The sequence below is a fragment of the Caballeronia sp. GAWG2-1 genome (genome assembly GCF_023631405.1).
Taxonomy (GTDB): Bacteria; Pseudomonadota; Gammaproteobacteria; order Burkholderiales; family Burkholderiaceae; genus Caballeronia.
In genome coordinates, this window is the sequence record NZ_JALQDD010000043.1 from 162,397 (window position 1) to 181,562 (window position 19,166).

General features: G+C 61.9%; 17 protein-coding genes. 7 read left to right on the forward strand and 10 right to left on the reverse strand.

What is annotated here, in order from left to right:
* Positions 1–165: 165 nt before the first annotated feature.
* Both NCR98_RS30650 and NCR98_RS30655 read right to left on the reverse strand, forming a co-directional pair.
* Complete coding sequence (locus NCR98_RS30650) at positions 166–426, reverse strand: hypothetical protein (RefSeq protein ID WP_244831535.1); 261 nt, start codon at positions 424–426, stop codon at positions 166–168.
* A gap of 218 nt (positions 427–644) precedes the next feature.
* Entirely contained in the window at positions 645–968 is a 324-nt protein-coding gene (locus tag NCR98_RS30655) for a hypothetical protein (protein WP_244831533.1), read from the reverse strand.
* Positions 969–995: 27 nt separating this feature from the next.
* On the opposite strand from NCR98_RS30655, the gene NCR98_RS30660 reads away from it, so the two are divergent.
* Entirely contained in the window at positions 996–1,217 is a 222-nt protein-coding gene (locus NCR98_RS30660) for a hypothetical protein (protein WP_250528210.1), read from the forward strand.
* 15 nt (positions 1,218–1,232) lie between these two features.
* Here the strand turns inward: NCR98_RS30660 and NCR98_RS30665 are convergent, their stop codons facing one another.
* From NCR98_RS30665 to NCR98_RS30675, 3 genes are read right to left on the reverse strand one after another with little or no spacing between them, the layout of a single operon-like run.
* Positions 1,233–2,831, reverse strand: a complete 1,599-nt coding sequence (locus NCR98_RS30665) for a GMC family oxidoreductase (RefSeq protein ID WP_250528211.1) — start codon at positions 2,829–2,831, stop codon at positions 1,233–1,235.
* A 6-nt stretch (positions 2,832–2,837) separates the two neighbouring features.
* Positions 2,838–3,695: a sugar phosphate isomerase/epimerase family protein gene (locus NCR98_RS30670; RefSeq protein ID WP_250528212.1), complete on the reverse strand. Its 858-nt coding sequence runs from the start codon at positions 3,693–3,695 to the stop codon at positions 2,838–2,840.
* Positions 3,696–3,699: 4 nt separating this feature from the next.
* Positions 3,700–4,665 (reverse strand): NAD-dependent epimerase/dehydratase family protein, encoded by a 966-nt coding sequence (locus NCR98_RS30675; protein ID WP_250528213.1) that lies wholly within the window; start codon positions 4,663–4,665, stop codon positions 3,700–3,702.
* Positions 4,666–4,808: 143 nt separating this feature from the next.
* Between NCR98_RS30675 and NCR98_RS30680 the strand changes: the two genes are divergently transcribed.
* From NCR98_RS30680 to NCR98_RS30690, 3 genes are all read left to right on the forward strand, one after another.
* Positions 4,809–5,495 carry a TetR/AcrR family transcriptional regulator gene (locus tag NCR98_RS30680; protein ID WP_250528214.1) on the forward strand — a complete coding sequence of 229 codons (687 nt, stop codon included), beginning with the start codon at positions 4,809–4,811 and terminating at the stop codon, positions 5,493–5,495.
* 127 nt (positions 5,496–5,622) lie between these two features.
* Positions 5,623–6,780: a Gfo/Idh/MocA family protein gene (locus NCR98_RS30685; protein ID WP_250528215.1), complete on the forward strand. Its 1,158-nt coding sequence runs from the start codon at positions 5,623–5,625 to the stop codon at positions 6,778–6,780.
* Entirely contained in the window at positions 6,777–8,588 is a 1,812-nt protein-coding gene (locus tag NCR98_RS30690) for a glycoside hydrolase family 15 protein (RefSeq protein WP_250528216.1), read from the forward strand. The genes NCR98_RS30685 and NCR98_RS30690 overlap by 4 nt, the downstream gene beginning before the upstream one ends.
* A 227-nt stretch (positions 8,589–8,815) precedes the next feature.
* Here NCR98_RS30690 and NCR98_RS30695 read toward each other — a convergent pair whose 3' ends face one another.
* The gene (locus NCR98_RS30695) at positions 8,816–10,237 is read right to left on the reverse strand and encodes a DHA2 family efflux MFS transporter permease subunit (protein ID WP_250528217.1); all 1,422 of its coding nucleotides are present in this window, start codon (positions 10,235–10,237) and stop codon (positions 8,816–8,818) included.
* Between the two features lie 284 nt (positions 10,238–10,521).
* On the opposite strand from NCR98_RS30695, the gene NCR98_RS30700 reads away from it, so the two are divergent.
* Positions 10,522–11,511 (forward strand): molybdopterin-dependent oxidoreductase, encoded by a 990-nt coding sequence (locus tag NCR98_RS30700; RefSeq protein ID WP_250528218.1) that lies wholly within the window; start codon positions 10,522–10,524, stop codon positions 11,509–11,511.
* A gap of 19 nt (positions 11,512–11,530) precedes the next feature.
* Here NCR98_RS30700 and NCR98_RS30705 read toward each other — a convergent pair whose 3' ends face one another.
* Entirely contained in the window at positions 11,531–12,466 is a 936-nt protein-coding gene (locus NCR98_RS30705) for a GlxA family transcriptional regulator (RefSeq protein WP_250528219.1), read from the reverse strand.
* Positions 12,467–12,599: 133 nt separating this feature from the next.
* Between NCR98_RS30705 and NCR98_RS30710 the strand changes: the two genes are divergently transcribed.
* Both NCR98_RS30710 and NCR98_RS30715 read left to right on the forward strand, forming a co-directional pair.
* Positions 12,600–13,394: an SDR family NAD(P)-dependent oxidoreductase gene (locus tag NCR98_RS30710; RefSeq protein WP_250528220.1), complete on the forward strand. Its 795-nt coding sequence runs from the start codon at positions 12,600–12,602 to the stop codon at positions 13,392–13,394.
* A gap of 33 nt (positions 13,395–13,427) precedes the next feature.
* A complete protein-coding gene (locus NCR98_RS30715; protein ID WP_244831502.1) occupies positions 13,428–14,189 on the forward strand; it encodes an SDR family oxidoreductase in 762 nt (253 codons plus the stop codon).
* 48 nt (positions 14,190–14,237) lie between these two features.
* Here NCR98_RS30715 and NCR98_RS30720 read toward each other — a convergent pair whose 3' ends face one another.
* The 3 genes from NCR98_RS30720 to NCR98_RS30730 form a co-directional block, all read right to left on the reverse strand.
* Positions 14,238–16,412, reverse strand: coding sequence for a TonB-dependent siderophore receptor (locus NCR98_RS30720; RefSeq protein ID WP_244831500.1), 2,175 nt, complete (start codon positions 16,410–16,412; stop codon positions 14,238–14,240).
* 247 nt (positions 16,413–16,659) lie between these two features.
* Positions 16,660–17,556, reverse strand: coding sequence for an NAD(P)-dependent oxidoreductase (locus tag NCR98_RS30725; protein WP_250528221.1), 897 nt, complete (start codon positions 17,554–17,556; stop codon positions 16,660–16,662).
* 46 nt (positions 17,557–17,602) lie between these two features.
* On the reverse strand, positions 17,603–18,928 hold the full coding sequence (locus NCR98_RS30730) for an MFS transporter (RefSeq protein WP_370652283.1): 1,326 nt from the start codon (positions 18,926–18,928) through the stop codon (positions 17,603–17,605).
* Positions 18,929–19,166 lie beyond the last annotated feature (238 nt).

Consider the following 19,166-nt stretch of genomic DNA (forward strand, 5'->3'; position numbering starts at 1 on the left):
GTGCGGTCTGTTCAGGATTACCGAAGCGAATGCATAAGATATGCCGATGTAGTCCGGGCTTGGCTTTCAAGCGGAAAAGGGGAGAGTAGAGCGGAGCATAGTGTCATCCATCGACAACACTGTGTGGCAGCGTTTCGGCGTGAAGCGTGTGAGGCGTGTGAGCGTTCAACTCGCCTTCGCAAGCGGCGTTTCAGTCTCGACAGCCGAATCGATCTGCGCGAGCAGGGCTGACGCAACGGCCAGTTGCGCGGGCACCAGATGCCTCGTTTCCAAAATCTGCATGACACGCCGCCGCCAGTATGCAAGCGGCAGCACGCGGTTTCGATCGCGCACTTCGTCCGGAATGACGATGCGCAAGTGCGCCAGGTCGGCGTCCGTCAAGCGCAGTTCGTATGATCCGGTGGGAAATGGGTCGTTGGGTTTCATGCCTGTATATCGGCAAGGAACATGAATTTCCTAAGTGCTTTGGAAGCCTGTCTCCAGCCCAATGACCGGCACTAAAATTTTTACACGGTTGCTGAAATGTTTTTCCGATTACTGGAAATCGCTTTTCGCGTGATCAAACGAAAAAGGCCGCATTCCCTGAGGAAAGCGGCCTTTTCACGCGGCGCACGATGCTGTCTCGCCGCTATCTTCACGCCAGGTTATTGACCCGCTGCCGGCGAAACCACGCTCGGGGTAGCCAGCGTGTTATTGGTCTTCGGTGCGCTCGTGGCCGACGTCGAAGTGCCGTTCGTGCCGCTAGGAAGCCCCGAATTCGGCGCACGAGCGCCCATGCCGCTGTCCGAGTTCGTCACGCCCGGCGTGCCGTAGCCGCCCGTTGCGCGGTTCACCTGATTCGCCGGGCTGGCCGTGCTCCCGGAAGAACCCGCGCCACCGTTCGAACCGCCTGCCGACTGCGCGAAAGCGCCGGCCGACAGGGTGAGTGCGGCGACGGCCGCGACTAAAGTGCTGATTGCTTTGCTCATGATCCGTCTCCTTTAAGGGATTGGAATATGGAAACAGACGAATGCCGCCTGCTTGCTTTTGAGGCAGCAAACAGCGTGCCGCAGGCTTTCAATTCGCATAGAGCAGGCCGGCATCAAGTGAGGAGCATTTTCGGCATGAAAAGCCGCAAAGCCAGTCCCCATGCGACGCCTATCTCATGCATCGATGTTCGATCGTTAGCCAGCTTCAGGCATCCCGTGGCCCATTTCGTCGATGACGTCACAGATTGACGATAGTCAGTGTCGTCATCTCGATTCGCTCACATCCTCCATCAACATCCGCGCGCCTTTCTCCGCCACCATGATCGTCGGCGCATTCGAATTGCCGGACGTGCAACCGGGCAGAACGGATGCATCGATCACGCGCAAGCCTTGCACGCCGCGCACGCGAAGCCGGGGATCGACCACGGAATCTTCGCCGCCGCCCATTCGACACGTGCCGACCAAGTGATACCCCGACACACCACGAGCCAACGCATAGTCGAGGAGCGCATCGTCGGCGATGACGTTATCGCCCGGCAGCGTCTCGTGCTCGATGTATCGCGCAAGCGCGGTCATCGAAAAAATCTTGCGGCCAAGTTTGAGGCCCGCGACGACGGCCGCTTGATCGCGCGCATCCGTGAGGTAGCGTGGAGAGATGACGGGCGCCGCGTGAGCATCGGTCGAAGCGGCGTGCACGCTCCCCTTGCTATGCGGGTACGACTGATAGATGGCGAGTGTCATGCCCGGCTCTCGTTCGAGCGCATACGTGCCCGGCTCGAAGCTCGCGGGCGCGAAGCTCAGTTGCAGATCGGGCGCGTTGGCTTCAGCGCTGCTGCGGGCAAACGCGGCGCACGTGCTTGCGCCGCACGTAAGCAGGCCCTTTCCCGCCACATAGCGCGACAGTTCCTTGAAGAGCGCGACGCCATGCGTGCGTTCGTTGAAGGTCGACTGGCCGCGCACGCGTTGAGTGACACGCACGGAATAGTGATCGCGCAGATTCTCGCCGACGTTGTCGTTCTCGTGCACGACGTTCACGCCGAGCTTCTGCATCAGCGAGCCCGGCCCGATGCCCGACAACTGCAATAGATGCGGCGAGCGGATCGCTCCGCACGCCACGATCACCTCGGCACGCGCGCGAACCTTGATCGTGCGTCCCGCTTGCGACACTTGCACGCCAACCGCACGCGTGCCATCGAAGAGAATGCGTTCTGCAAGCGTGTCGGTCATCGACCCGAAATTCGCCCGTTTGCCGATACCCCGAAGATACGTCTGCGCCGGCCCCGCGCGAAACCGTCCCGCGCGATTCTGCTGAAACGGCGCCGCGCCTTCGCGCTCGACGCCGTTATGACTTGCGCGGACCGTCATTCCGGTTTGGCCGCACGCATCGAGAAACGCCTGACTGAGCGGATGCGTCTCCATGAAATCATTCACCGGCAAGACGTTCGCCGGGCTCGCACCGCCCGCATTCTCCATCTGTTCGTAGATGGGCAGGATGTCGTCGAAGGACCAGCCCGCGCAACCTTCATCGACCCAACGCGCATGTTCCGCTCTGGCCGAACGCACATAGAGCATGCCGTTCATCGACCCGGTGCCGCCGAGCATGCGCCCCTGCGGATAAGCGATCACGCGCGAATCCATGTGCGGCTGCGGCGCCGACCGATAACGCCAGCTCAGAACCGGATGCTCGATCAGCGAAAGAAAGCCAGCAGGAATATGGATCATCGGATGACGGTCGCGCGGGCCGGCTTCGATGAGAAGTACGCGATGCGCGCCGCTCGCCGATAACCGGTTCGCCAAAACACAACCCGCGCTGCCGCCACCGACGATCACGAAGTCCGCTTCTCGATCCCATTGCGTCGACATGTGGCCTCAGTAACTCGTCACATTTGCGCGCCTGCCGGCAAGCGGACCCGCAGCGGCGGCTTCGGCGATGAGCGCTTCGCTTGCACGGCGCAACGCACGCGCACGCTCCACGGGCGGCGCGAGATTCGGCAAGCCGTGCATCGGAATCTCGACGGATATCACGGTGTCGGGCGGCAGCGCGCGGACCATCGAGCGCAGATCGATACCGCCGTCGCCCGGTGGCAAGCGCGCCTGCCGCGCCTGGAAGATGAGTTCGGCGTCGGTCGTCGGGCGTTCGCGCGACGCATCGCATAACTGAAAATACGCGAGCTGGTTCGCGGGCAATGCGGCGATTTCCTCCGCGCTGCCACCCGAACGATCGACATGCATGGAATCGACGATGATCGAGCCGGTGCCCGCAAGCGTCAGCACGCGACGCGCGGACGCCATGTTCTTGATGCCTGTCCACGGCATGAATTCGAGCCCCATTCCAATGCCATAATGCGCGCCGAGTTCGAAGAGTCGCGCATAGCGATCCGCGATGGCCGCTTCGTCCGGACTGTCGCCCGCAACCAGCATGTGACGCGCGCCGAGTTCGGCGGCCGCCGCAAGCAAGGGCTCGTGCGCGTCGATGTCGGTATCGGGCAGCAGGCGCACGATTTCGACATCGTGCACGGATACGTTCAGATCGCGCATGCGGGCGAGGGTCTCGCGCATCATCGGCGTGAGCGTGGCGCCGATCATCGGATGCTGATGCTCGCCGGGCGCCACGGGCGCAAGCCGCAGATTCACCGAACGAAAGCCCGCCGCGCTGGCGGCCTCGATCATTTCCGGCGGCGTGAGTTCGATCAGGGTCAGGTGCGCAAGGGAGAGCAAATGCGTCATGGCGTCAGGCGTTCAGGCTGATGGGTTGATTGTCCTGGGCGCTTTCAGCGCCGTCTTCGAGCGTGTCATGCTTGGCGAAGAACGCGAGCGAGCGCGCGACGCCATCTGCGAGCAAGGTCACGGGCAAGCCGGGAAGCACGCGGTTCAAGTCGTCGGGCGGAAGGTCCGCGACAATCGGCAACGGCGCGCCGCTGGCGGAAAGACGCGCGCCGGGCACTTGCCTGCCGATCTCTTCGATGAGCGCATCGGTGCTCTGCACGTCGCCGCATAGATTGAAGACATGCGCGCCTTCGACCACGCGCGTGAGCGCGGCCCAGAAGGCTTCGACGACATCGTCGACATGGATCATGCCGGTGCGGCCGGTGAAGGGAATCGTGTAGAGCTCGCCGCGCGCCGCCGCCTGGCACGCGAGACTCACGCCCGCGCTTGCGCCGTCTTCGCGCCCCGGACCGTAGACCACGAATGGACGAAAGCCCACGCTGGCCACCGCGCGTCCGTCCGGACCGGCGTTGTACCAATAGCTACGCGCGCAGCCTTCCGTGGCGAGCTTGAACGCGCCGTAGTGCGTGGTCGGTTCGGGATACACCGCGTGCTTCGGTCCGTAGACGCCCGCCGAACTCGTGTAGACCACGCGCGCGATGCCGTGCTTCTTCGCGGCCTCGAAGACGTTCAGTGTGCCGATCACGTTGATGGTCGCGCCGCGCACCGGATCGTTCTGGCAGAAGGGCGTGAGCACGCCGGCGAAATGCGCGACGGCATCGCAAGCCGCGAGCGCCTGATCGACAGCGCGGGTATCGCCGATATCGCCTTGCAACCATTCCACGCGTTCAAGCGATGCACCTAGCAGCACACGAATCAGCTTGCCCGGCGGATTCAGGTCGAACACACGCACCGTTTGTCCTTCGGCGAGCAGGCGTCTGACCAGCCACGCACCGATAAAGCCATTGCCGCCCGTCACGCAGACTCTCATTGCCGCCTCCGATGTCTCGTTCGTTCCTCGATTTCACTGACTAACTAGTAGGTTCGTTAAATCGGTGGTGGTAGATTAATCGATGGAGAAACATGGACACTTGGGGATAACCCCAGTCGCCAGCCATCCACTTGAACGATCCGATGCCATCCGATACCTACGAACCCGTTCCCGCGCCCGAGCCGAAGCGGACGAATCAGCGCGATCTGGCCGCTGTGCGCACGCGCGCCGAGATTCTGCAAATCGCCACGGAAGAGTTCGCGCTGCACGGCTACACGGGCGCGCGTGTGGACGCGATCGCCGAGCGCATGCGCGTATCGAAAGCGATGATCTACTACTACTTCACGAACAAGGATGGGCTCTATCTCGCGGTGCTGGAGCACGTTTATTCGTTGATCCGCGATGCCGAGGAAGCCACGCGCCTCGATCATGAAAGTCCGGCCGAGCAGTTGCTCTCGCGCTATATCGAGAACACGTTCGAGTTTCACGAGAATAATCAGGTGTTCAGCCGCATCATCAGCATCGAGAACATACACAACGCCGCGTTCCTGAAGAAGTCGCCGACCATCAAGGCGACGAATCGTCCGGTGCTCGAAACGCTGACGAGCATTCTCCATCGCGGCATTGCGGCGGGCACGTTCCGACGCGACATCGGCGCGGTGGATTTGCACTATCTGATCAGCGCGCTGTGCATCTATCGCGTGTCGAACCGGCATACGTTCGGCACACTGTTCGATGTCGACTTCGCCAAAAAGTCGACACGCAAGAAGCAGCGAATGCTCGCGGTCGAGTCGGTGTTGACGTTGCTAATGAAGCCGGCCGCGGATTGACTGGCCGTTCGTAACCGTCGCACGAAATTAACCCCTTGGAACAAAAGTTGCGCCTTCCCTGAGTCTCACGGCCGGCGTTTGGGCGCATGCCTGTCCGTCACCGTCACTCTCCAAAAGAGGCGCAACGATGAGTATTTTGTCCGCAGTAGGTTTGGGTTCGAGCAAGAAAGTCCGCTATGCGATCGTAGGTTTGGGCGACATCTCGCAGGAAGCGATGATGCCCGGCGTGAGTCACACGGATAACTCGGAGATCACCGCGCTCGTTACGAGCGATCCCGAGAAGGCGCGCAAATTGAGCGAGCAATACGATGTAGCGCACACCTATGGCTATGAGCAATTCGATGAGATGCTCGCCTCCGGCAACGTCGACGCCATCTACCTTGCCACGCCGAACTGGCGCCATGCGGAGTTCGTCATTCCGGCGCTGAAAGCGGGCGTGCATGTGCTCGTCGAAAAGCCGCTGGAAGTGTCCACGCAGCAATGTCAGGCGATAATCGAAGCCGCGAAGGCATCGACGGCGAAACTGATGGTCGCTTACCGTTTGCATTTCGAACCCGGCAGGTTGTCGACCATCGAACGCATTCGTTCGGGAGAACTCGGCGACATCATTCTTTTCACGTCCACGTTCGTGCAGAAGGTGGACCCGGCAAACCATCGCGCGACGAGCGGCATCACGGCGGGCCCGATCTTCGACATGGGACCGTATCCGCTCAACGCCGCGCGCTACGTGTTCGAGGACGAGCCGACCGAGGTTGTTTCGGCTGTCGGCGTGCGGCATCCGGAAGCCGGTCTCGGCGATTTCGACGACACCGTCGCCGTCACGCTGAAATTTCCCGGCGACCGGCTCGCGCAGTTCGTCGTGTCGTATGCGGCCAACGCACTGGAGTCGTTCTTTGCTGTCGGCACGAAGGGAAGCATCGCAATGCAGCCGTGCTATACGTACGGCAAGCCGCTCGAACAGGCCGTGACGATTGGCCAGGACGAAGAGAATCATTCGTTCAAGAACACGGACCACTTCGGCGGCGAGATGAAGTACTTCTCGGAGTGCATCTTGAAGGACACGCATCCGGAGCCCGACGCGGAAGAAGGTTTCGCCGATGTGCGCGTGATCGAAGGCATCGTCAAGGCGCTCGAAACCGGTGGACCGGTCAAGCTCGATCCGTTCGTGCGCACACGGCGTATCGACACGTCCGCGCAGTTGCAGACGCTGCGCGCCGTGAAGTCGCCGGAACTCGTGAACACGAGCAATCCGGCCGAAGGCATCGACAAGGTGCCGAAAAATTGAATTCGCGCAAAGAGAAGACTCGACGTGACGCCGATGGCTTTCTGCCGCTCGATGCCTACGGCGCGTTGGGCGATGGCCGCTCCGTTGCGTTGAGCGGAGCGGATGGATCGATCGACTGGTGGTGCGTACCGAGCATCGACTCGCCGCCGCTTTTCGACCGGTTGCTGAATCCGCAAACAGGCGGTTTTTTTGCCATTACGCCCGCCGAAGCCTTCGAAGTCGAGCGGCGTTATCGCGACGACAGCAACGTGCTCGAGACCGTCTTCACCACCGCGTCGGGCCGCGCGAGGCTGGTCGAGTCGCACAACAGCGGCGGCGCGGGCAGACTCCCCTGGGCCGAGCTAGCACGGCGCATTGAAGGCATCGAGGGCGAGATGCGATTCGACTTGCGCATCGTCTTCGGGCGTCAGGACGATACGATCAATCCGTATTGTTCGATGATCGGCAAACGCGCGGTGTTTCATGCGGGGCGCGTGTTGGGGCTCTTTCTGCATAGCGAAGGTGTGGTCGTCGACGAACGCGCGGATGCCGGTGTCGTCGCGCATGTGGTCGTGCGTGAGGGACAGCGCGAGACCGTGGCGATCGTCGCGGGCGAAGACGAGCCGCTCGTCGTGCCGCCAATCGAGGATATCGACAGGCGCATCGACAAGTCCGACAACGAATGGCGCGAGTGGACCACGAAGCTGCGCTATGACGGGCCGTATCGGCCGCTTCTGATTCGCAGCGCGCTTGCGCTCAAGCTCTTGCTTTTTTCGCCGAGCGGCGCGATTGCAGCGGCCGCGACTACATCGTTGCCCGAGCGGATTGGCGGCAAGAAGAACTTCGACTATCGCTACGCCTGGATACGCGACGCGGGCTACACCATCAAGGCGTTTTTGCGCATGAATGCGCAGGAAGAAGCAAAGGCGGCCTTTACGTGGCTACTGAAGCGAATCGAGACGCAAGGCGCGCGCGTGTTGTTTTCATTGTCAGGCGACGTCGTCGCGGATGTGCACGAGACCGGCCTTCCCGGTTACATGAATTCTGCGCCGGTCATCACAGGCAATGCCGCGACCAATCAGCATCAGCACGGCATTTACGGCGATATTTTCGGAACGGCCGCGGTTTTCGTGCGCGCGGGGAATATCCTCGATTCACAGAGCGCTCAGACGCTCTCGCGTCTCGCGGATCAATGCGCCGACCGCTGGCGTCTGAAGGACGCGGGCATTTGGGAACTCGAGGAAGCTCAGCATTACACGATGTCCAAACTCAGCGCGTGGGAAGCGCTCGCGCGTGCGGTCGAACTGGCCGATAGCGGGCAGTTGCCGACCACATGCCGCGATAGATGGGCGCGTGAGCGCGATCGCATCGAGCAATGGATCGACGAACATGGCTGGTCCGAAGAGAAGGGCGCATATGTGATGTATCCGGGCAGCGACAAGCTCGACGCGTCCATGGCGCTCGCCACACGCTTTCGCTATGACGGCAAGGAACGCGCCGAACGTACGCTCGACGCCATTCAACGCGAACTGGGCGAAGGCGCATATCACTATCGATACAGCCGTGCTTCCGAAGAAGAAGGGTGTTTTCTCGCATGCACGTTCTGGCAGATCGAAGCTCGCGCGTTGCTGGGACAGAAAGACCGCGCGACCAAGGCCTTCGATGCGGTCATCGAAGCGCTCGCGCATGGCGTCGGAATCTACCCTGAGATGGCGGACCCGCAAACCGGCGAGTACCTCGGGAACTTGCCCCAAGGGTTGACGCATCTCGCGATCATTCAGGCTCTTACGGCATTGCAATCATCGGGGCGAAAGGAGGACGACATCTAATTCGTGGTGAACGGTGCCGTATCGACCGTCAGCGCGGGCATTCACCTATGTCATTGCGTTTATTAGACCCATACTGTGGGACATCACCGAGGGTCGTGTCAGAGACACCCCGTTCCTGACGCGCGGTGTTTCTCCGGTAGGCAGAGAGTCGTCAATGACCCGCCATGGAACACGCCCGCGACAGGTCCGTCGCGGGCGTTTTTTTATCGCTGCTCATGCGGCGGGCTTCATCGTGATGCGCCGCTGAGTTTGTGCCCGGCATCCCGCGAGAGCTTCACGTAGCCGTAGATCGACACGAGCGTCACCACGCCCGCAGCGAGAAACGCAAGGCGGAAGTCGTCGAGTGTGAAGGTGTGCGCGCGCGCGCCGTCCTTGCCGTGATAAGCCGATGCCGTGCGCAACGCCAACGCGCCGAATGCAATGCCGAGCCCGATGCTCATTTGCATCGCCGCGTTCCACATCGTGTTGGCGGCGCTCATTTGCTGCGTCGGTACATCGGCGTAGGCGAGCGTGGCGAGCGAGGTGAACTGCATCGAGCGCGTCACGCCATAAACGAAGATCACGAGCAGCGTGAGTACGAGCGGCGACGCCGGCGTGAGCAGGCCGCATGCAATGGTGAACGCCCCGCATACCGCACAGTTGATGATCGCCACGTTCCTGAAGCCGTGGCGCTTGAGGATGCCGGTCGTGAGCGCCTTCATGCCGAGATTGCCCAGAGCGCTTGCAAGCAGTAACAAGCCCGACTTGAACGCGGACAGCCCGAAGCCGATCTGAAACAGAAGCGGCATGAGATAAGGCACGGCGCCGATGCCGATACGCGTAAACGTGCCTGTCACCACGGTCACCGAGAACGTGGGGATACGCAGCGTCGTCACGTCGATGAGCGGATGCCGCGCGACGAGTGCATGCCGATAAGCGATCACACCGATGACGAGACCAACCGCGATCACGGCCAGTCCGACCCACGGATTGGTATCCGGCTGACTTGCCATATCGGCGCCATACAGGATGGCGGTGAGCGACAGACCGCTCAGGATGAGCCCGGTGACATCGAACGGCCGGCGTTCGCCGCTGCGCAGATTTGGCACCCACTTCAGCACGGCCAGCAATACGACGAGGCACACCGGAAGATTCAGCAGAAAGATCCAGCGCCATGATGCATACGTGGTGATGAAGCCGCCGATGGGCGGCCCGACCACCGGCGCGACGATGCCCGGCCACGTGATGGTGGAGATGGCCTGCATCAACTGCTTCTTGTCGACGCTGCGCACCACGGTCAAGCGGCCGACCGGCACCATCAACGCGCCGCCGATGCCTTGCAGAACCCGGGCCGCCGTGAACTGCTCCACGTTCTGCGAGATGCCGCAGAGCAAGGACGCCAGCGTGAAGGTCACGATCGCGCTGAAAAACACGCTGCGCGAGCCGAAGCGGTCCGCCACCCAGCCGCTTGCGGGAATGAAGATGGCGAGCGCGATCATGTAGGCGCTCATGCCGAGACTCAGCGCATTGGGGCTCGTACTGAACGAATGCGCCATCTGCGGCAGCGCGGTCGCGATGATCGTGGTGTCGAGATACTCCATGAAGAACGTCGCGGCCACGACATAGGGAAGCGGGCCGAGCGAGACGGTGCGGTCGGTTGAGTCTGTCATTGTCTTGCCGGAAGGCGGGGTGCGGGCTGAGGGTGGATGCTACCAGTATTACTGCGTTCCCGAACCCGGCCGTGATTCAACGCGCCGTTGCGAACGCTCGCGCGGCCGGCTTTTTCGAATTCGGTCGGCGCCGCTCTGTATGACCAATACGCCCATCGTTGTTCCTAGTTGCTACTACCCATTGCCATTTCCCTTCGATTCTGTAAGCGTTATGCGTTGTATCGGCGTAGATATAGCGAGCCGATATATCGACGATAACGATCCCGGAATAAAGGACCTCACCGATGAGCTTTGCACACGACTTCAAGCGTCTTGCCTCGCTGCTGCTTTTGCTCGCGTTGCTCCCGTTCGCGGTCACGGCCTGCGGCGGCAACGACGACTCGCCACCCGCACCGAAAGCGACCTTGTCCGTGTCCGGTGAAGTCGCCACGCCGGGCAATCTCACGCTCGCGCAGATCCAGGCACTTCCAGCCACGACGCAAATCGTTTCCTTCGGCAGCGGCACGGGCCAGCAAAGCCACGTCTACACCGGCGCGACGGTGTGGTCCGTGTTGAACCAGGCTGGCATCGTCGTCAATTCGGCGGTTCACAACGACGTGCTGGGCAAGTATGTCGTGGCGACCGGCAGCGACAACTATCGCGCGCTGTTCGCAATGGGCGAACTGAGTCCGGACTTCGGCAATCGCGGCAATCTGGTGGCCTATGCCGAGACGCTCAACGGTGCGAGCGCGGCACTCAACAGCACGGACGGTCCACTGCGCATCACTGCTCCCGGCGACGTCAAAGGCGGCCGATACGTCTCGAACCTCGTCAAGCTCGAAGTCCATTCCGCGATGTCCACGGTCACGGCGGGCGGCGGCGGTCTCACGACGCAGTTCCAGCTTCTCGGTGCGCTGAATCCCCCGGCGACTTTCGACGCAGCAGCATTGCAGGCGCTGCCTGCCGTCACGCGCACGGCTGGCGGAAATAGCTACACGGGCGTGAGCCTGTGGGACCTGATCAACGCAGCGGGCATCCAGACCAACACTGCGACTAAAAACGACTTGCTCGGCTTCTACGTGATCGCAACCGGCAGCGATGGCTATCGCGTCGTGATTTCGCTTGCCGAACTGTCGCCGGACTTTGGCAATCAGCCCGACATCGTCGCTTATGCGATGAATGGCGCCCCGCTGACATCCACCGGTTTTGCGCGCCTCGTGATCCCCAACGACGGCAAGGCCGGGCGCTATGTTTCGAACCTCGTGGCGCTGGAAGTCGTATCCGCGCCGCGCTGATTAGCCTGCCTATGCAACGCTAAATCCGCCGCCTGACCTCTTGCGGCGGCAAGCCAAACCCGCGCATGAACGCCTCGCGCATATGCCGGCGATCCCGAAACCCCGTTTCCTTCGCGATGGTTTCCAGCGGATGCCGGCTTTTTTCGATCATCAGGCGCGCTGCTTCCAGCCGCAACGCTTCGATGGCCTTCGCAGGCGATTGCCCCGTCTCCTCCGTGAACACGCGGCTGAATTGACGCGGACTGAGATTCGCCTCGCCCGCGAGTTCCTCGACCGTCAGCGGCCGGCCCAGATTCTTGCGTGCATAGTTGAGCGCATTTTGAATGCGGTCTGATTTCGGCGCGAGATCGAGCATCTCCGAATGCTGCGACTGGCCGCCCGAACGCCTTTGCGGCATCACGAGCTTGTGCGCGACCGAGCGCGCAACGTCCGGGCCGAGATCCTTTTCGACCATCGCGAGTGCGAGATCCAGACCGGCAGTCATGCCCGCAGACGTCCAGATAGGACCATCGACGATATAAATGCGATCGTCCTCGATGCGCACATCGGGAAAGCGGCTTTGCATCTCGCGTGCGTAGAACCAGTGCGTGGTCGCGCGCCGGTTGGACAGCAGCCCGGCTTCCGCGAGCACGAAGCTGCCCGTGCAAATGCCCGCGATACGCCGCGCCCGCGTACCCGTGCGCCGCAGGAACGCCAGTATTTCGTGAGGCGGCGGCGTGTCGAGCGGCGTGTTCACGCCCGCCGCGATCCATGTGTCCACGGAGGCACGCGCACTGACCCGGCGCGTGCCGACGCTCATGCCTAACGACGAACACACCTCGCCGCCGTGCGCCGAATAGTTGGCCATCCGATAAAAGGGCTCGCCCGCTACGTGGTTGGCGTATTCGAACACCGACTGCGACGCGATTGCCATCACCTGAAAGCCGTCGCTCAACAAATAGCCGATGCTGTGCATGTTTCCTCGTCCTCGATGTCCGAAAAAAGTCGTTTGTCCGAAAACACGACCATATACGTCATTTCGGTCGCGGTCAATTTCGCGCAGAATCTACTCACGGATTCACCACCACCATTCGAACCGGAGTGACATCATGTCTCAGAACCATCGCGGCACGGCCCTCGTCACGGGCGCGTCGTCGGGCATCGGCGCGGTCTATGCCGAGCGTCTTGCGCGTTCGGGCTACGACCTTATCCTCGTGGCGCGCAACCGCGAGAAGCTTGCCGCGCTAGCCGAACGTATCAGTAATGAAACGCAGAAGGGCGTCGAGATCATCGATGCCGATCTCAACGACCGCACGGCGCTCGCGCGTGTCGAAGCGAAGCTGAAGGACGACGCGAGCATCACGCTGCTGGTGAATAACGCGGGCGTCGGTACGCATACGCCTTTGCTCGACAGCGACGTCGATGCAATGACCCGCATGATCGACCTCAACGTGACCGCGCTCACCCGCCTGACTTATGCGGCGGTGCCGGGCTTCGTCGCGCGCGGCAAGGGCGCGGTGATCAATATCGCGTCTATCGTGAGTATTGCGCCGGAGTTGCTCAACGGCGTCTATGGCGGCACCAAGGCGTTCGTGCTGGCCTTCAGCCAGTCGCTGCATCACGAACTCGCGGCGAAAGGCGTGCGCGTGCAGGCCGTGTTGCCAGGCGCGACGGCGACGGACTTCTGGGAAAGCGGCGGGCTCCCTATCGCCAATCTGGACCCGGCAATCGTGATGTCGGCGGCCGACATGGTCGATGCCTCGCTAATCGGCTTCGAGCGCGGCGAACTGGTGACGATTCCCTCGCTGCACGACGGCGCCAAGTACCAGGCGTACGAAGCCGCGCGTCAGGCGATGGCGCCTGAACTGTCGACCAACGCACCCGCCGCGCGCTACGCGGCCTGAACCATCGTTCTCTTTTCCACATTTGGACTGACCATGAAAACCACGGGCAATACCATCTTCATCACGGGCGGCACTTCGGGCATTGGCCGCGCGTTGGCGGAAGCGTTTCATCAGCGCGGCAATCAGGTGATCGTCGCGGGACGGCGCCGTGCGCTGCTCGATGAAGTCGCAAGCGCGAATCCGGGCATCGACACGGTTGAACTCGATATCGCCGACGCCGCGCAGATTCGCAGCGTCGCCGCGCAATTGATCGCAAAGTATCCGGCGTTGAATGTCGTCATCAACAACGCGGGCATCATGCCGTTCGACGATGCAGGCGGCGCGCTCGACGATGAAGCCGCGGTGCGCCTCATCGACACGAATCTGCTCGGCACGGTGCGCGTGAGCGCGGCGTTCGTCGAACATCTGAAGACGCAGCAACAGGCGTATATCGTCAACAACAGTTCGGTGCTCGCGTTCGTGCCGCTCGCCGCGACCGCGCTGTATTCGGCGACCAAGGCGGCAATCCATTCGTATTCGATGTCGCAACGCTTCGTGCTGCGCGATTCGAGCGTGCGCGTGCTGGAGATCGCGCCGCCGTGGGTGGATACGGACTTGGTCCACAAGAGCGGCGATCCGCGCGCGATGCAGCTGGAAGCGTTCATCGCCGAAATCATGCAGAAGCTGCCGGAAGCGACGACGGAAGTCGTGGTCGATGCCGCGAAGCCGCTGCGCGATAACGCCGGACCGAATGAACATGCGTTCGTCGAGCAGTTCAATCAGTTCGTGACGGACAATCCCATTCCGGTCGCTTGAGCGTGAAGGCGAGAAGGGGCGCCCAGGTTGCAACGCCCCCGATCCTCCTTAGAACTCCAGACGCGCATTGACTGAAACCGTACGCGGCTCGCCAGGCTGAATGTAGTCGGCATATTGGAATTCCCAGTAACGCCGATTCGTCAGATTGTCGATAGCCGCGCGCACGCCGACGTTATGTCCCGCGATGCGTGTCGTGTAAGTCGCGCCAAGGCTGTAGATCATGAAGCCCGGCACGTTCAGATCGCCGGACGGACGCAGGTTCGTGTTGCCCGTGAACTTCGCATTGGCGCCAAGCGTCAGGCCCGGAACCACGGGCACCGCATAATTCACGTGGGCCGCCGCGACGAAGCCTGGCGCACCCGCGACGCGATTGCCGTCGAATGTCGAGCCTTTCTTGTAGTGCGTCGCGATCCACATCAGATCGCCGCCGACCGTCCAGTCCCGGCCGATGCGAACATCCGCGCCCGCTTCCATGCCTTCGAAGATGGACTCGCCATCTTCCACGAAGACGTTATCGCCATTGGCGTATTGCGCGCCGCGCTCGATGCGGAACAGCGCAGCCGTCGCGCTCCAGCGCTCGTTCTGACTCTTCACGCCGACTTCGTATTGCTTGCTGCGCAGCGGATTGAGGATCGCTCCGGCATTGGCGTAGAAGTCGCCGACGACATTGCCCGCTTCCAGCGATTCGACGTAGCTCGCATAGAGCGTCGTGCCCGGCGTGAGCTTGAACATCAGCGCGACGCTCGGCGTGACCACGCCGTTTTGCGAGTAAGTCGAAGTCGTCGTGCCGTCGATACCGTAGCCGTGCTGCTCGTAATTCGTATAGCGCACGCCGCCGAGCACCGACCAGCGTTCGGTGAGCGCGATGGTATCGCTTGCAAACAGCGCTTTCTGCGTGATGTCCGCGTTGCGATAGGTGTAGAAGCCCGAACTGTCGTAGCGATTGACGTTCGGCTGATAGATGTTGCCCGTGCCGATCTGGTCGTAGAAACTGTTCGCGGTGTTGTCGTTGGTTTGCTTCTGATACGCGGCGCCGAACACGAGCTGATGTTGCAGCGGCCCGGTCTTTACGAGACCTTCGGCCATGACCTGCCACGCATTCAGCTGATGCCCTTCCTTGCCTTCGAAGCGAAAGTCGTCGTAGTTGCCCGCTGGATCGAGCAGATTGTACGTGCTCTCGTTCCGATACCGCGTGCTCTTGCTAAAGCTGTACGAGGCCGAAAGCGTCCAGTCCTGATTCAGGTTGTAGCGCAAGCCGGCAGTATAGAGTTGCAAGTTCGTGTTCAGATGCTGGTCCGGCGTGACGAGCGTGCTACTGCCGCCACTGAGCGTCGCGGGCAACGAGGCGCCCGTGTATTGCGCGGTCGAGATGGCCGTCGTGATGCCCGACGCATGGCGTTCCTGATACAGCGCGCCGAAGGTGGCGGTGAGGTCTTTCGTGAGGCGTGCATCGGCGGAAAGGGAGAACGAATCGCGGCGCACGTTGCCGTCGTTATAGGTCTTGCCTTCCTCGTGCGTCGCGTTGAAGCGGTAGCCGAACATGCTGTTCGGTCCGATACGCCCACCCAGGTCGACATGCTCGGACCATACGGCCGTCGACGCATAGCCGACATCGACGCTGGCGATCTGCTTATCCGTGACGGGTGGCTTCTTCGTCACATAGTTGACCACGCCGCCGGGCGCGCCGAAGCCGTACATGAAGCCCGACAAGCCCTTGAGCAGTTCGACGCTTTCGAGTTGCTCGTAGGGCATGGTGATGCCGTAGGCGTTGAACGGCTGGCCGTCGATCCTGTAACCGTTCTGCCAGTCGAGTTGCATGCCGCGCACGGTGATGTAGCTCGCCCACGCGTTGTACGGATTGCTGTTGTCCGACACGGATGCGTCCTGCGCGAAGACATCGCCGAGCTTTTTCGCCTGACGATCCGCGAGTTCTTCGCCGGTGACGATAGTGGTCGAGTAGGGCGTGTCGAGTTGCGTGCGGGTGCCGAGCGCGCCGGTGCTAACGTCGCGGCGCAGATGCTGGCCTTGATCGGTGTCGGATGAAGCGGTGACGGAGACTGCGGGGAGTGTGGCTTCGGTGGCGTTGCCGGATGTCGATGAGCCGGTGTCGCTTTGCTGCGCAAGGGCCGATTGACTGGTGGCGAAGAGCAGGAGCGTCGCCAGTGTGGACGGGCGCATCGCCCATTTGCCGATGGTTGTACTGCCCCGTGGTGCTGATTTCATCCCTATTCCCGTCGTCGAGTTATTGGCCGTAAATGCGAACTATTCGCATTAGAACGGGCGCAATTCTGCCGGGTGTTTGGGAATTTGTAAACTTCGATGTTTGATCTAGGGGCGCCGAGAAGGGCTGCTGGCGGCCTTTTGCGGGTAGGCGTCGCTGATTAATTCGTTCGAGGCGGCGCGAAATGTTCGATCAAACGAGCTTCACGCGCCGCCCGCTTCATGCCGCAATGTGCGGCCAGCAACGCCGTCAACGTCGCTCGGAATCCGCAGCCGCATCACCCAACAACCCCGGCAACTCCAGCAACGTCCTGTGCGCTCCCCCAAGCTCGACCGCCGCTGCGTAAGTCGACTGCACGGCGGTGGCAATGGCATCGACGGCACGGGTGTCGCCGGCCATCGTCACGTAGTAGCCGAGGTCTTTCAGCGCGTTCGACATATGAAACGGCATGCTCGAAGGATCGCCGTCGATAAGCGATGGCCGCAGCCGCTCCAGCGCCGCGCCGCCTCCGCCGCCCTTCGCGAGCACATCGACGAACGTTTGCGGGTCCACGCCCGCACGCTTCGCGCAGGCAGCCGCCTCGGAGATCAACGCAATCGTGCCGAGCGACACGAAGTTGTGCAGCAGCTTCATGCTGTGTCCCGCGCCAGTGCCGCCGACCAGCGTGATGTTCTCCGCGAACGTGCGCAGCAGCGGCTCCACTCGCGCGAACAATTCCGGGTCCGCGCCCACCAGCAAGTTCAAACGTCCTTCGTGCGCTTCCTTGGCGGTGCGCGTCATGGGCGCATCGATGAAGAGGCCGCCCGCCTGCGTCACGCGCTCGGCCACGCGCGTCGTGGATGCGGGCACGGCCGTGGAGCAATCGATCACGATGGTGCCTGGCTGCAAACCCGCGAGCACGCCATCGGGCGCACTCAGAACCGCTTCCACTTCGGGCGATCCGGTCACGCACAGAATGACGATCTCGGACTCGCGCGCGAGCGCCTCGCCCGTGGTGAAGGTCTTGACTCCCCCCGCCAGCAGTTCGTCGAGCGGCTGGTTGCCGGGATGCTCGACCACGCTCAACGGGTAGCCGTGCTTCATCACGTTGCGCGCAATACCGTGTCCCATGAGACCGATACCGATCATGCCGATGCGTTGCTTCATGCTCTATCTCTTCGAGTTGTCGTTTGGAAAGCCGGTTGCATCCGCATCAACGGTTGACGAGCCTCTTGGGCAACATCACCGCCAGTACGAAGCCGAGCAGAAGGCAACCGACCATCGAGAAAATCGGCAGCGTAAGGCCGCCGGAAAGCTGTTTCAGATACCCCACCACATAAGGACCGAAGAAGCCGCCGAGATTGCCGAAGGCGCTGATCCATGCAATGCCGATAGCCGCGCTCGTGCCCAGCACCGCCGTCGGCATGCTCCAGAAAAGCGGCGGCAACGACAGCAATCCCGCGTTGGCCATGCACAACGCAAGCATGCCGAGCCACAGGTTGTCATGCCAGAGCACCGAGAGCGACAATCCTGCCGCGCCCATCAACAGCAAGGCCGCGACATGCAGGCGCCGTTCGCCGCGCTTGTCAGCGCTGCGCCCGAACAGCACCATGACGACGACCGCAACCGCGTTTGGCAGCGCCGCGAGCAGGCCGATCACGAAGTCGCTCTTGATGCCCATCGACTTGATCATGGTCGGCGCCCAGAAGGTGTAGCCGTAGATGCCGAACACGTCGAGAAAGTAGATGAGGCAAAACGCCCACACGAGCCAGCTCGACAAAAGGCCCTTGTGATTGGCTTCGGCGGTGATCGCACGGTCAGCGGCGAGCACGCGCGACAACAAAGCGCGTTCGGGTTCGCTGCAGTGTTTGCTTTGCGTGACATCGTCTTCCAGACCTCGCCACGTGTAGACCGCCGCGAGAAACGCGGGCAGCGCCTCAATGATGAATATCCACTTCCAGCCCGGCAAGCCCATCAGGCCGTTGAAGTATTCCATGATGAAGCCGGTAAGCGGCGAGCCGATCAGTCCCGCCAGCGCGAGCGCCGCGTAGAACATGCTGAGAATGCGAGCGCGCCAGTGCCTCGGAAACGACTGGCTGATATAGAAGATGATCGCCGGAATGAAGCCCGCTTCGGCGACGCCCAGCAAACAGCGCATGGCATAGAACTGCATCGGCGTGGCGACGAACGCCGTAAGCCCGGATACGATGCCCCACGACAGAATGATCCGCGTGATCCAGCGGCGCGCGCCGACGCGCTGCAAAATCATGTTGCTCGGCACTTCGAAGACCACATAGCCGAGAAAGAAGATGCCCGCGCCGAAACCGAAGACGGCATCGGAGAAGCCGAGTTGCTGGGCCATCTGCAGCTTGGCGAAGCTCACGTTCACCCGGTCGATATACGAGGTGATGTACGCGAACATCAGAATGGGCAGGATCTGTAGCGCGAGGCGCCGGAAAATCCGGTCCTCGGCGGCCGCGTCGCGCGCGGGTGCGGACGGCAGAGCGCCGCCCGGCATGCTGGTCGCATCGATTTCCACGTCTGTCTCCGTCATATATGTACTGATTTTTTTAAAGCCCTGTCAGTGTCGCCGGATTCGTGGCAAACGGCGGACGCAGCAGGACATGAGAAATTTAGCCTGTGCCGCGCGCCGTCGATATGCGAATTCCTTGAAGCGGGCTTTCGAATTGTTCGAACGCCCGATGCGAGCGGCCACGCGCGTGCATCGCTCAGGGTAATCCTGTAGGGCGCGAAGACTGAGGGCCGCCGCGAGGGTG

Coding starts and splice junctions, on each gene's coding strand:
- NCR98_RS30680 (WP_250528214.1), top strand. CDS start 4,809: ATGCCATCCGATACCTACGAACCCGTTCCCGCGCCCGAGCCGAAGCGG.
- NCR98_RS30720 (WP_244831500.1), bottom strand. CDS start 16,412: ATGAAATCAGCACCACGGGGCAGTACAACCATCGGCAAATGGGCGATG.
- NCR98_RS30650 (WP_244831535.1), bottom strand. CDS start 426: ATGAAACCCAACGACCCATTTCCCACCGGATCATACGAACTGCGCTTG.
- NCR98_RS30715 (WP_244831502.1), top strand. CDS start 13,428: ATGAAAACCACGGGCAATACCATCTTCATCACGGGCGGCACTTCGGGC.
- NCR98_RS30660 (WP_250528210.1), top strand. CDS start 996: ATGGAAACAGACGAATGCCGCCTGCTTGCTTTTGAGGCAGCAAACAGC.
- NCR98_RS30700 (WP_250528218.1), top strand. CDS start 10,522: ATGAGCTTTGCACACGACTTCAAGCGTCTTGCCTCGCTGCTGCTTTTG.
- NCR98_RS30695 (WP_250528217.1), bottom strand. CDS start 10,237: ATGACAGACTCAACCGACCGCACCGTCTCGCTCGGCCCGCTTCCCTAT.
- NCR98_RS30685 (WP_250528215.1), top strand. CDS start 5,623: ATGAGTATTTTGTCCGCAGTAGGTTTGGGTTCGAGCAAGAAAGTCCGC.
- NCR98_RS30670 (WP_250528212.1), bottom strand. CDS start 3,695: ATGACGCATTTGCTCTCCCTTGCGCACCTGACCCTGATCGAACTCACG.
- NCR98_RS30675 (WP_250528213.1), bottom strand. CDS start 4,665: ATGAGAGTCTGCGTGACGGGCGGCAATGGCTTTATCGGTGCGTGGCTG.
- NCR98_RS30725 (WP_250528221.1), bottom strand. CDS start 17,556: ATGAAGCAACGCATCGGCATGATCGGTATCGGTCTCATGGGACACGGT.
- NCR98_RS30665 (WP_250528211.1), bottom strand. CDS start 2,831: ATGTCGACGCAATGGGATCGAGAAGCGGACTTCGTGATCGTCGGTGGC.
- NCR98_RS30655 (WP_244831533.1), bottom strand. CDS start 968: ATGAGCAAAGCAATCAGCACTTTAGTCGCGGCCGTCGCCGCACTCACC.
- NCR98_RS30710 (WP_250528220.1), top strand. CDS start 12,600: ATGTCTCAGAACCATCGCGGCACGGCCCTCGTCACGGGCGCGTCGTCG.
- NCR98_RS30705 (WP_250528219.1), bottom strand. CDS start 12,466: ATGCACAGCATCGGCTATTTGTTGAGCGACGGCTTTCAGGTGATGGCA.